The organism is Citrobacter sp. Cpo045 (assembly GCF_030332875.1).
Taxonomy (GTDB): Bacteria; Pseudomonadota; Gammaproteobacteria; order Enterobacterales; family Enterobacteriaceae; genus Citrobacter; species Citrobacter portucalensis.
In genome coordinates, this window is the sequence record NZ_JAOWGZ010000107.1 from 644,080 (window position 1) to 658,128 (window position 14,049).

The 14,049-nt window shown below is 51.7% G+C and carries 5 protein-coding genes and 1 other RNA gene; all 6 read right to left on the reverse strand.

Translation table 11 applies throughout. The features are described from left to right. Positions 1-53: 53 nt before the first annotated feature. Entirely contained in the window at positions 54-4,409 is a 4,356-nt protein-coding gene (locus OGY13_RS24850; protein ID WP_213752839.1) for an autotransporter outer membrane beta-barrel domain-containing protein, read from the reverse strand. Positions 4,410-4,841: 432 nt separating this feature from the next. Continuing rightward, positions 4,842-8,384 carry an inverse autotransporter beta domain-containing protein gene (locus OGY13_RS24855; protein ID WP_213752840.1) on the reverse strand — a complete coding sequence of 1,181 codons (3,543 nt, stop codon included), beginning with the start codon at positions 8,382-8,384 and terminating at the stop codon, positions 4,842-4,844. Between the two features lie 411 nt (positions 8,385-8,795). Beyond that, positions 8,796-9,159: a transfer-messenger RNA gene (gene ssrA / locus OGY13_RS24860) on the reverse strand. Positions 9,160-9,231: 72 nt separating this feature from the next. Next, a complete protein-coding gene (locus OGY13_RS24865) occupies positions 9,232-10,395 on the reverse strand; it encodes a beta-barrel domain-containing protein (RefSeq protein ID WP_137377552.1) in 1,164 nt (387 codons plus the stop codon). Positions 10,396-10,402: 7 nt separating this feature from the next. Next, on the reverse strand, positions 10,403-12,589 hold the full coding sequence (locus tag OGY13_RS24870) for a type I secretion system permease/ATPase (RefSeq protein ID WP_213752841.1): 2,187 nt from the start codon (positions 12,587-12,589) through the stop codon (positions 10,403-10,405). Further along, positions 12,586-13,995, reverse strand: coding sequence for a TolC family outer membrane protein (locus OGY13_RS24875; protein ID WP_213752842.1), 1,410 nt, complete (start codon positions 13,993-13,995; stop codon positions 12,586-12,588). The genes OGY13_RS24870 and OGY13_RS24875 overlap by 4 nt, the downstream gene beginning before the upstream one ends. Positions 13,996-14,049 lie beyond the last annotated feature (54 nt).

Sequence of the window (14,049 nt, forward strand, 5' to 3'; positions counted from 1 at the left end):
CAGTAGCCGGGGTGCTCTCGAAAACACCCCGGCTATCTTTTGTTGAGGGCTAATTAGAAATGATATTTCAGTCCTAACGTTGCCGAGCTGTTGTTATAACCGTTGTCTCCCATCTGGACGCCCACATTACCCCACAGATTTAAATCTGGTGTAATCTGGCCTTCGACACCCAGTTTAATCTCTCCCAGATTGCGTGCACCTTCCTGGCTGACGCTAACGTCGTCCATTTTAGTGCTAAAACTGCGTGTATTATGGAGCCAGTTAGCTTCAATAAATGGCTGGAATTCGCGGCCTTTGCCCTCATCCATTTTATTAAAGCTTTTCAGGTAGGCTCTGGCTCCAAGACGGGTTTGAATATTACCGTTACCATTCATCTCGATACGCGTTCCGTTAGCTTCCCGATGGTCATCAGATTTGACCCCCATCCAGGTAACCTGCGCCTGCGGTTGAACATACCACTCATTAACGGTTCCTTTGCTGCCAGAGAATTCGCCAACTTTAAAGGTATATCCCGTTTCAACAGAAGCTGTCAGACCTTTGGATTTATAGGACTCAGAAGCCAGTCCTTCACCTTTGACATGGTTGTCAAACCATCCATATTGTGCCCAACCGTCGAGGTACAGGCCTTTATGGTCGGTGTTATCGGCAAACCATGTAGCATAAAGGCCAGTGCTATAGCCATTGACGCTACCTCGCGAGGTGTAACCCGTTGCTGATGAGCGGGTCTGATTATTGTCATGACCATACCCGGCCATGATCCCGAGACGCCAGCTATCATGCCCGTTGGTTGAGCCCTGCGCGATATCGCTGCCGAGCTGCATCACATAGCGATTACTTTGAGTACGTAATTGGCTGCTACCGTCATACCAACTTTGGTGGCCACCTGCCTGACGCATCCACATACCGGTGGTTTTCATCTCTCCGGTTGACACATCTGTGTACTGAGCTTTGCCCGAGCGATCGTGTAACTGCATGTTAAACATGGTGTTTACGGCAGCATGGTTCGCGGTATAGGTCCCTCCTTCCGGGCGAAGCATATGCTCTGTGGGCGAAACCGGTTTTTCGGGTTTTTCAGGCTTATTCAACTGACTGGTCAGATACCAGTGATTATTGTTAGCCCCCTGACCTCGAACCAATGAATAATCATACGCGCCCGCAGTGATACGCCCGCTCTGAGTAAAATCACCATCAGAACGGCCATCAACATGAATAAGCTCAATCCCCTCCAGAGTTTGTGAACCCTGGCCTCCTGCATTGGTGACACTTACTTGAGTATTGCCAGTGGTATCACCTTTTACAATAAGCTTATCGGTGACCGAATGGTCGTCCCCCAGAACCGTATCAAAATTAATAACACCATTGTCGCCGTGGTAATTTCCTTCAACAATCAGCTGATTGCCTGCGGACTGTCCAATATTCCCTAAAGATATCGCACCCTGGTTGGTGAGATCTCCGCCAACAGTAAAGTGGCCTGATGCTCCATTTCCGGCAACAAACAGTCCGGCATTATGGATACTGCCTAGTACCGTTCCCGCGCCTGAAAGCATACCGGCAGAAGTTATATTGATCTGCTGGCTCGCTAAGGTAACAGGTGCATCCTCCTGACCCAGCATCAGACCCCCTTGTTGAATATCAGTGGTGCCGGTATAGGTGGAATCTGCAGTCAGAGTGATAGTGCCCTGACCCTGCTTGATGACATTACCGCTGCCATCGACCTGGTTTTGCATGGTCCAGTCATCCAAGCTGTTAAGGATCATGTCACCCTGATTATGAATGGTCGCCTCCCCCAGATGTTCGGCGGCTGACGCCACTAATTGTGTGTTTTTATCCAGGTTAAGCTGGCCGCTAAATCCACTGTTATCCCCCTCAAGAGCGACGTTAGATTCGCTGAATGAAACTTCACCCTTACCGCTAAGGTTGTTGGACAAGTGTCCCTCAACGGCATTGAGATTGAGGTGGCCATCGGAAATAATCTCCCCGGTCCCCAATCCCTGAACATTATCCAGAGTGACCTCTGCGCCGGAAGCGATGGTCGTTGTTGCGCTTAAGGACGCATTATTGCCCTTCACGCTAAAGACACCGTTATCTATATTCAGATTACCGCTGCCGACCAATGCTCCTGCGGATGTTCCGCCGTTAGAAATCGTCAGGCTACCGCCATTAATATTCAGAACTGATCCCACCGCGCTGGTTAGCTGCCCAATCGTCTGGCTATGCCCATTCATATCCAAAACGGTCTCTTCTGCCATCTGCAGACCAGCTGTATGGCCCAGTACATTATCATTGAGCATCAGTAGATTACCGCTGCGCAAATCGGTCAGACCGGTGTAATCATTATTCAAACCTGATAGTGAAACTGTGTGGCCTTTCTGGCTGTCGAGCGCCAGATCCCCGGAGCCGGTCAGGCGGGAACTCAATTCCGCAGCCGCTCCGGTTTTTCCGTTGGCGTTCAGGATCAATGCATTCTGACCCTGTCCTTGTAATTCAATCTGTGTCAGACCGTAGCCCACATAAAGGCCGTCATGATTTTGCCCACTGGTCAGGCGATAGTCATACGTTCCCTTTGCTACAACCTGTCCGTCCTGGCTGATGTCATGCTGAACAGCATCTGTTATCGCGTTACCGTTCAGATCCTGCAGTTGTAGGTTTCCGGCATCTCCTGTTACAACGGTTGCTGAATTGGTGGAAACCAGCTTAATTTCCGCATTGGCGTCTTCCTGCTCCATTAAGGAGAGACCGGTATCAATACCCTGAGATATGGCGTCCACTACGCCCACAGGATTCACCTGCACAGCACCAGACCCAGTCAGGTCTAACTGATCTTTAACATTCACCATTTTGTCGGTTTGGTGTATGCCGGGGGTAATGTTACCAAACTCAATGGTACCGCCAGAAAAGGCCAGGCTTCCAATGGACTGTGTGCCAGTGCCCAGTGAAATTTCACTTCCTTTTCCTGCAATCAGCCCTGCTTTTGCAAGAGCATCGGTGTTGGTTCCCTGCAGGTTGAATGTCGTATTCTGTAACGCCAGAGCACCAGTGAACCCAGAGGTCGCTGTGCTATTTTTAAAAGAGAAAGCGTGATTTCCCGTATCGACACTCAGGATGCCGGACCCAGAAATCTTGTGGTTAAACAACCAGTCGCTGGTGCTATTGAGCTGCAGTTTCCCGGCAACGGATAACCCGGCAGAGCCCAGGTTTTTCTGATCGGACACGGTCGCAACGGCACCCGATTCAACATTGATCTTGCCTTTAAAGGCGCTGTTATCACCCATTAACGCCACATTTCCGGCGCCGACGGAGATAATACCGTTCCCCGTAATCTTATTGGTGAAATCCATGTCATCTTGAGCGTTCAGCAAGAGTTTGCCGCTATTGCTAATATCAGCGGTTCCCAGGTTCTGCGTAACCCCAAGGGTGGCATTCTTGGCAATTTTTACTTTGCCGCTAAATTTTGAGTTATCTCCGGACAAAAACGTTGTGCCATTAAGCGCATTGATATTACCCAGCCCCTCACTACCGCTTGATATATCAGCTGTTATATTGGCGTTATCACTGGTGTGGTTCAGTGTGATTTTTTTATTGTCCGTACTAGCCCAGACAAACTCTATTTTCTTGGCGTCAATGACCCCAGCAGTTTTAGCTTTCTCTCCTTCTTGAGCGCCTAATGCTAATTCTGAGTTCGTACTCAAACTAATTTCTGGGGCAGAGATTTTCCCCATGTCTGATACCACTAATGTGGTATTTGAATCTTGATTATAATACCCCAGGCTTAATTTCTCACTGGCGTTAATTTCTCCCTTGTTATTAACCGACAGGAATTGATCGCCACCGTAGCTCTTGAAAACACCCATAAAGAATGTTTGTGTATTTACCTGGCTACCTTCGCCGCTAACGTTTCCCCTTTCATAGGTAAGACGACTGGTCCCTTTAACATGAATCTTACCGCCATCAGATACGTTAAAATAACCGCCAGTTCGCCAGTTGTCTGATGCGCTGTCATATAAGTCGTCAGCATAGAGTTCGCTGCCTGCATTGGATACGTTAAGGTAACCCGTACCTCTCAGCAGAACGTTTAGTTCGCCATTGATACGCACTGTTCCTTGGGTAATATCCAGCCCACCACCTGATGTGAAGGTCAGGCGGGGGCGAGAGTCCGGCGCATTGATCACCAGGTTGGCATTATCTTTTACATTGATATGGTAATTAATGGACTGGTTGCTTGGGCCAAAATCAACGGTGTTATCTTTGCTGACATCAATATCATCAGCAAAAGCCATTGATGAGCATAGCGCTACAGCACCGGCTAATAACGCCCTGGACTTTTTTTTCGTGTTCTTCCTTCCCAGTTCGGAGCACACACACCAGCAATTACGGACTTTACTCCATTTTATTTGATATATTTTGTTCATAAACTCTCCGCAAAATAATCATAATAAAAATTTAACACTTTTGGGGTGAAATATTTATCGGGATACATTTTTGAGAGTGAAAATGTAGATCTCCGAATTGATGATATATGTCACGTGTCATTAATGTGATGTAAACATCGATACCGGATACTCGATTCAAGTCTCCCTACGTAATTTGTCACGTGATAAATTAATTTTGATAATATAGCCATCTGGTTGGAAATATTTTACCTGAGGTTTTGTCGATATTTCCAGCCCCTTTATTATATTGCTGCTTGTTTTCAAATCAACGGGGAAGGGGAATCATCGAGAGTGAACTTAGCTTTGCTAAAGCTATTACAGTTCTGAGTCTTAGTGGGTAGAGGACGCGTGGACAATATATAGAAAGGGAGATAGCCGCCACGCTGCGGCTATCTCCTGTTTATATCCCGATCAGGAATTTGGTTGATGGTTCTCAACTACCCAGACGGTGAGTACTTTTTCCAACGTTTTATCTCCCGTCGTTGCCTTCGCTCTTACCCAACTTACACCGGCCGTATCCGTTCTCAGTTCAGAGTAAGCATTCCCTAACTTAAAGTTGGTTTTATCCGGCGTCATCGTAAAGGTTCCGCTGCCGGGTTTGGCTTTGCTGCCTGCGCTAAATTCGACACTGCCGTTTAACGGGTTACCGAATTTATCCTGCAACCGGGCCATAAAGCCTACCGGCTCAAGGTTGGCAACGGCATAGCCAGGATCCTGCTCCAGAGTGAGTACTGGATTCTGGGCATCGGCATTCAGCGTTATCGAAGCATTTGCCGAGACATTGCTACCGTGTTCAGCCAATGTGGCGGTCAGCGTGTAACGACCCGCCTTATTACCGTGGACATTTACAGTCGCAGTACCGGAACCATTGGTGGTGACAAGCGTATTGTCAATCACCAGAGGATCGCGTGGCGATGGGCCTGTAGCCGTAATTTTCAGCTTACGATTGCTGACGCTGTTCCCTGATGTATCGGTCAGATGCAGGGTAAACGCCACGTTATCCACATCACTGACTACGGCGGATGTAGTTGACGGTTCGATCGTCAACGCGGCATTTTGCAGATCCGATACCACCTCAATCGCCTTACTCGCCGTAACGCGTTTACCCTCTTTGATGAAGGTTGCCTGCAATTGATAGTGCCCGGCTTCTGCGGCAATAAAGTTTGTTGATGCCATTCCTTTCTCATCCAATGTGAGTTCGGACTGGCCCAGTTTTAATCCACTGGCAGGGGAACTGGTCAGGTGCACGTCACCACTAAATGGGTTGTTTTCACCGTCGACAACCTGTACCTGAATTTCATGTGCCACTGATGCGTTTGCCACAATGCTCTCAGACGGTGCGGTCAAATTCAGCACTGCGCTGTTAATATCAGGTACGAATTCCAGGTCAACGCTTGAGGACTCAACGCTGTGCTGCCCATCTGTAACCCTGGCATTAACGGTGTAATGACCTGCCTTAACCGTAGTTAACGTTACCGTCGCGTAACCATCTTTATTGGTGGTGATTTTGTCCGGGTACACGAGCCCTTGTGGCGTTACGATAAGCTCCACTTTCTGTCCTTCAACCGACGCGGCGGTATTGTTGAGCATGATCTCAAGCTTGGCACCATCGCGACCGTTTGCTGCAATATTGGTTATTGCGCCATTGTCTTTGGCCGCCAGAGACAATGTTGCCCCCTCCATTGCAGAGGCAAATGTTACGCTTAGCGATGAGCTGATGTTCCCCGCGCTTAGCGTAATATCATAAGTTCCCGGCGTTGAACTGGTCAGTGAGAATCTTGCTTCACCTTTGGCATCGGTCTTCACAACGTTCTCCCCATTCGCGATCTTAACCTGTGGCGGTAACGCCAGAGTGACCGTGTATCCGGACAGCGGGTTCCCATAACGGTCGGTCAGGGTAACGACCGCGATATTACTCTGTTTGCCATCCGCCAGTGCATTGTCCTTGGTCAGGTTAAAAGCCTGCACCACCGGTTGCGTTTTGTCGGCAATCCAGTTGGCTTGTTTTTCCAGCCCAGAGAAATCATGTTTTTGTGACTTCACACCAATGCGTGTCGCCTGAGCCAGTTCAGACGTTGCCTTAGCGCTGTACACGCCGTCTTTCTCTTCTACTGCAGTAAAACGGACTTCGCCGCTGGCTGAAACTGCATAAAAACGTAAGCTGTCGTCGCCGGTGATGGCATTCCCGTCTTTATCTTTTGCTTCTAACGCCAGGCTAATCGGGTGTCCAACGACCTGCTCCATGGGCATTACCGTGAATGTCGATTTTGCCGCCTCGGCGGAAACCGCTTTTAGTGTCACTGTCAGGGTTTCTGTTTTACCCAGGACTTTAGCTGTGATGCGTGCCGTCCCCGCCGTTAAACCCGGCGTCAGCGTGGCGGTATACACCCCGGTGCGGGTTTCCTGCACTTCACCAAGTTTTGGAGCCTGTGCTGAACGCTCACGATTTCTCTGTGCGTCAGGCGTAAACGCTAAAGACAACTCAATGTCATGTGCTAGCCCTGTTAACGGATTACCATTGGTATCTTTAAGCACCAACGTAACCGGATGCTGTGACTTCCCGTCAGCCGCGATGATCGGTTGCTGCTCGCCGTTCAATGTAAAATCCATTGTGCCGACAGAGGCTGAACTCCCCGTCACCGTCACGTTCATCACCGCATAGTTAGAGACATTTCCTTTAACATCTCGCGCCGTTGCACCGATTTGCCAGTGATTAGTGCCGCCTGGTGTATAAGCGGGTAACGTCAGTTGCCATGATGTGCCGCTACCGGAAATGCGTCCGCCAGCGGCGGTAAATGCGCTATCGTTCCACTCTACCGACTGAATGCCCCAGTGGGATTTATCCAGCGAAATAGTCACCGGAATAACGGCGCCACCTTCCCCCTGTACGCTTTCAGGCAGGCGGATTTTCAGAACCGATTTTTTGCGGTATTCCAGAACAATATTGTTATTTCGTTCGACAAAATCGTAGCGTCCGTGCTGAACTTCGCGCATTAACGCAACATTGTCGCTGTCCAACTGCTTCGCCAGCGGGATGCCGGGGCGATAGTTAATCTCTATGCCGAAGCGTGAATCATGAGTATTGCTCTGCCCCTGCTTGTGTTCAGCGGAAAGCGTAACTAGCGGAACCGGCGTATAGCTGATCCCGCCTGTAAAGGCGTACGGATTTTCCTGAAGATGATCGCTGCCAAAGAGGCCGACATTCTTGCCGTAATACTTTTCATATTTAAGCGATGCGCCCAGTTGCGGATACGATGGTAACCAACCTTGGGTATAGATATCCCATCCATCCGCCGGACGTTCCTGATAATCATCCAGATCGTGAGAATCCTTCCATTTTGATAATCTTAAATAAGCATTTGCGCCTGCGCGTAAATAATCTCGCCAATACTCAACGCCTGCACCCATACGTGCGTGATGACGACTTAAATCGTAGTCATAAAATAAGTTTGCGCCCAGCATTGAATTATCCGCCGTGAAATAGCGATAACCCATGCCGATATTAGTTTGGGTTCTGTCATCGGTACGGTGAAGCGATGTCTGGCTAAATAAAACATGCTGCTTTGTATCAACCCACGGATAAAGGAAATCGAACGCCGAATCTTTCAACGAGAAAGCGTCATCGACGTTGAGTTGAATACGCGCATTACCGTACTTCTGTAGCCACTCTACCACCTCCTTCGTTGCCTGTGCTGAGACGGTATTGGCAGCAAAACTGCCCGCATGGCCGTTTTCAATACTTCTGCCAGCCTGCGCGGCGAGAGAAGACAGGCCGCGCAGTTCTTGCTGTTCTGCGGCGGCCTGCGATGCCTTAACGGCTGACGCATGGCTGATGGTTGGCGTGAAGCTAAGAAGGGCAGGATACAGAGCCTGCAAAGCGATTGTTGACCATGCGACAACCTTATTAACGGGGCCTGTTGCCCCATTGCTCCGCGAAATTTTCTTATTTGACATTTGTAACTCCAATATCAATTAAAAAAATCAAAGGTTATTCCATGTACTGAACGGGATGCGTAATATATGTATTTAGTAGGAAAATTCAAGAGTTGTTCATGGAGAAGTTAACTGGATATTTTTACACTATGCGGCATTATGGGCTGGCTAACGATGTCGAACGTTTAAATGACGAATGTATTTAAAAAATACGTTTATTTTTATCGTGACGATTTTAAGCTTGTAGGGATATTATTTAACCATGGTCGTTCACTGTTAAATAAAAAGAGTTATCAGGAAATTAATCTGCCTGTTCGTATTCAGCTATCATCACGTTCTCCGGATCTAAGTCTGGAACGTGTCAACACTTTCAGGACGGGGCAATAGACACAAAAAAGCCCTCAGCTTGCGCTGAGGGCTTTCACCGGTGTTTGGTGGAGCTGGCGGGAGTTGAACCCGCGTCCGAAATTCCTACATCCTCGGCACTACATGCTTAGTCAGTCTTTACATTCGCCTGGCACCTGCGGACAGACACGCCACTACCAGACTAGCCTGATTAGTTTTAACGCTTCAACCCCAGGCAGGGCCTCCACGCGATCTCTTTTGGGTTTGACCTCTCTTTGATCCCCGTCTTAAGAGCGGAAGCTAGGGAGAGAGGGCTCAGAGCAGGTTATTAAGCTGCTAAAGCGTAGTTTTCGTCGTTTGCGACTATTTTTTTGCGGCTTTTTACGAGGCCAACCGCCCCTCGGCATGCACCTTGGGTTTCGCGAATCCCGTCGAATCCAGAATCAGCCCCAATGTGTTAGAGCAAGTATAACAGACTTGTGACACGCGTGACCAGCCCCCGCAACCCCTAATCCTCAAGGATTTAGCGCTCGCGCAGGGCTTCTTTTGCGCGATTAAACGGTTTGATTAAATAGTCGACAATGGTTTTTTCACCTGTTTTTATATCCACTGTGGCAATCATGCCTGGTACGATGGAGAAATGGCGTCCCAGTTTGTTCTGTAAGAAGTCCTGATGCGTGCGGATAAACACGCGGTAATAGAAGATTTCCGGTTTCACTTTGTCCTGAATGGTGTCCGGAGAGATGGTTTCGACTACGCCTTCCAGACCGCCGTAAATGGCGTAGTCATAGGCGGTAATCTTCACCAGCGCCCGTTGTCCAGGATGGATGAAAGCGATATCACGCGGTGACAGTCGGGTTTCTATCAGCAGATGATCGTCCAGCGGCACAATCTCCATCATCTCGCCGTTGGGCGGGATAACGCCGCCGATGGTGGTGACCTGGATGTTTTTCACAATACCGCGCATCGGCGCGCGTACGGTCAGGCGGGTGACGGAATCCTCGCGTCCTTTTAAAATCGCCGCCAGCATATCCACTTCGGCGTTGGCCTTTGACAGCGCTTCCCGCGCCTGCACGAAATATTGTGAGCGCAGGTCGGTGATTTTTAATCCCAGATCGCTTTTTTGTCGTTGCAGGCGCAGCACTTCTACGTGGCTGGCGGCACCGCTTTTCTCCAGCCGTTGGGTGATGGCCAGTTCTTTATTTACTGAGACCAGTGCATCTTGCAGTTCTGCCATTGAATCCGCAAGCTGCGCGCGGCGGCTTTTATACAGGCGAGTTTCGGAGGCGATGAGAGCCGGCCAGGCGCGCAGTGAATCGGGAAAGACCAGCGGCAGATCGTTAACTTCGGCATTAAGCCTTGCGCTGGAAGCCAGTGAGGCGCGATAACGGGCTGCACTCTCCCCAACATTGGACTCAGAACGGGTGGGGTCGAGGCGGGCGACTATTTGATTGGCCTGCACTTTATCTCCCTCGCGTACAGTAAGCTCGGCGAGAATGCCGCCATCCAGCGACTGCAAGACTTGCTCTCGCGAGCTGGGGATCACTTTTCCGCTGCCGGTTGAGACTTCATCCAGCTTGCCGAAATATGCCCAGATACCCAGGACGGCAAACAGCAGGGTGCTGAGCAGAATAATGCGGCTGGCCCCGGAAAAACGGTGCTCGCGGCGGATATCGAGGTCGTCCATGGCGGCATCATGCGGATTGGTTTTCATTTTTCCACTCCCGACCGTGAGTTGGGGCGGGTGCCCGGCTCGCATTTAATGCCTGCGCTTTCGGGGCATCCATGACCAGTTGACCTTCTTTTAATACCACCACGCGCTCGACCAGCTCCAGAACCGGTACGCGATGGGTGGCGACAATCAATGTGCGGTTGCCCAGCCACTGGTTCAGGCGCTGAATAAACTCCCGCTCGGTATGTTCATCCAGCGAGGCGCTGGGTTCGTCGAGCAGCACGATATTGGGCGATCGCAGCAGCATTCTTGCCAGCAGGATCGACTGCCGTTGTCCACCGGACAAACCGTTGCCGCCCTCCATAATGGGGTGCGCCAGCCCTTTGGCGAGCTGTTTAACGAAAGCTGCCGCGCCGCTGACCTCCAGCGCTTCGAAGATCTGCGCGTCGCTGGCATGCGGTGCGCCGAGGGTCAGGTTCTCGCGCAGGGTGCCGAAAAACAGCCGAGCGTTCTGGCTAAGAAAACCGATGTTGCGGCGTAAATCAGCCATATCGATCTGCGCCAGACTCAGGTTGTCGAGCCGGACATCGCCCTGGATAATCTCCACACCACCCGCCATGGCCTGCAGCAGGGTTGATTTCCCGGCACCGTTACGCCCGAGGATTGCCACGCGCTCGCCGGGCATGACCTCCAGGCGCGAGATGCGCAGCGGAACGCGCTGATCGTCGCTGTGGTAGCGAAAGTGTGCGTTCTCAAACAGATAATGACCGTGAAAAATCTCCTGATGCACCCGGTCTTCGTCGTACTGCGTTTCGGTGGGAAGCTGCATGATGCTGTCTAACCCCATCTTCGCCGCCTTGACCTGTTGCCAGCGGGCCAGCACACCGCACAGATTAGCCATTGGGGCAATCATTCTGGAACCGAGCATCGAAGCGGCCACCACGGCGCCGGTGGTCATCGTGCCTTCAATGACCATCGGCGCGCCGAACATAATGATGGCGGCGTAGACCAGGCTTTGTACCGACATGCCCCAGCCAATCAGCCCCTGAGTCAGCCTGCGCGTGCGCAGCCCGGACTCTCCGGTAATGCGGATGTAGCTGTTCCACTGCTGTAAAAAGCGGTTTTCCGCCTGCATCAGCTTGATGTCTTCCAGCCCCTGAACGCTCTCGACCAGCACCGCGTTGCGCAGGGTGGATTCATGGGCAGCCTGGTTGGCGAGCACCGCCAGCTTTTTCTGTAACAGCAAACCGGGCAGGATCATCAGCAGGGCCGCGACGGGCGCTATCCATGCCAGCGGCGGGGCGATAAAAGCCAGCACCACGATAAACAAAAAGAAAAACGGCAGATCGACAATGGTCGACATGGTCGAGGAGGTGATCATCTCGCGAACCTGTTCCAGCTCGCGCAGTTGAGAAATGAAGCTCCCCGTCGAGCGGGGGACGGCGCTGTTGCGCAGGCGCAATGCATGGCTGAACACGCGATCGGAAATGCGCATATCGGCACGTTTGCCGAGCAGGTCCATTATGTGGGTACGCGCTTCGCGCAGCAAAAAGCCAAACAGCACTGCCACCAGAACGCCAGTGGAGAGAACATACAGCGTTGGATAAGACTGGGCGGGGATCACCCGGTCATAAACCTGCATGGAAAAGATAATCCCGGCGAGCGACAGAACGTTAATCAGAAAGGCGGCAATCATGACCGGCAGATAAGGACTAATGTCTTTTAACACCAGTTCGCGCATCCAGTCGGGCTTGAAGCGCGAAATATAGCGGTCTACCCGACTGTCCTTCAGCGCCGACAGCGGGCGTAGCGCGGTAATACTCACGATCTCCGGCAGAAGCTCTGCGACCGTGAGCCGGTTACGCTGGCCCTCTTCGGCGATGATAAATACATCCAGTGCATCTTCGCCGTTGAAATGTTCTATCACCATTAGCTGGCCGTCGCGCAGTTCCGCCACCACCGGCAGACGCCACTGACCGAACGCCTGCGTGGCGGTATCCAGCGCATGAAATGACAGTCCCGCCTGACGCGCCAGTTGTGACAGGGCTGTGGCCCGGCTTTTTCCCGCAAACCACGGGGCGTTGGCCTGGATTGCGCCGGGAGAACAGGCCACGCGATAGTGATTGGCAATATGCGTCATCGCCTGCGCCCACTGGCTAAGAGCGTGTTCGCTAATCGCATCTTTTGCATGTGAATCGAGGTCGCTCATAGCTTGATCTCCACCGATTGAATGCTGCGATTATTTAAGGCGAACGCCTGGCGAAGCGAGCCAGTGTTATAGAGGCAGTTCAGCTGGAGCTGGCGCAGCTGGTTTTGAGTCTGGAGTTCCGCAAAACGGGCCTGATACACCTCTTGCTCGGCGTTAAGCACGTCGAGCAGCGGGCGCGAACCGAGGTCCAGATACTGCTGTTGATAAAGCTCGCGCGTTTGTTCACTCAGTCGCTGCTGGCGGCGCAGAATCTGCAGGGCGGTGGCGAGGCTCATTGCCTGGCTGCGGGACTCCAGTAATTTTTGTCGTACTTCGAGTCGGGTGCGCTGGATGGAGTATTGTGCAGACTCTACCGCATGGCTGGCGGCGTTGCGCCTGGCGGTGAGTCCGCCCCCCTGATACAGCGGCATCTCAACTTTTACCCACGTGGAGTACTGGGTTTTGTCGAGCACCTCATGGCTGGGGTATTTGTCGTTGAGATAATGCTGAACCGACGGTTCCAAAGAGATGGTGGGCGTCATCTGCGCGTTGGCGTAATCGAGATTTGCCTGTGCCACATTCGCTTGCGCCCAGGCCGCCAGAACCGCGGGAACCAGTTTATCTTCCGGTTTGACCATATCGCAGCTGCTGTCCAGTTTGGCCGGGAATTCGTTGCTGATGCCGTTAAGTGAGTTCCAGCCGAGGTAACTCATCAATGTGGCCTTACTACTGTCGAGATTGGCCTGATACTGCGCCAGCTGAGAACGTGCAGACTCGATACGCGCATCGGTTTGCACCACGTCGGACAGCGAGGTTGCCCCTTCATCATTGCGTTGTCGGGTCAGTCGACCAATGTCGTTTAAGGCGGTGAGCTGTTCTTCGGCGGCGTCCACCATTTGCTGCCACGTCTGCACCTGGACTATCGCGTTGGCGGTTGCGTGGGCGATGGTATCAATACTGAGTAACACATTCGCCTGCTGTTGTGCGGCTCCGGCTGTCTCGGCGCGGACCTGGCTTGCCACTTTGCCGAAGTCGTACAGCATTTGTGACACCGAAATAACCAGCGCCGGGCTAAAGCCGTGGTCGGTATAGGTATTGCTGTAACCGTTATTCATTCCGGCAGAAACCTGCGGGTAATATTTCGATTTCGCCACGTCGATCTGTTCGTTTTGCGAAAGCAGTTTGCCGATCGATTCACGAATAGAAGGATGCCAGCTCACGGCACGACTTACCGCGTCGTTGAGCATCAGGTTGCCGGGGGCGGCAGCGCTCAGCGGCAGATCGGCAACCGCGCCGTCCAGCGAGGGAAGCATCTGGCTGGTGGCCAGTCCTTCCGGCGTAATAATTTGCGGTTCATCTTCGGCATTCACCCGCAGGGTACAGAGCGTTAATGCCAGAAGTAATGCAACAGGCGCGACATTTCTCATAGTTTATCCCTTACAAAATACGGCAGCGACGACTGTTATTGCCCCGGACGTCAT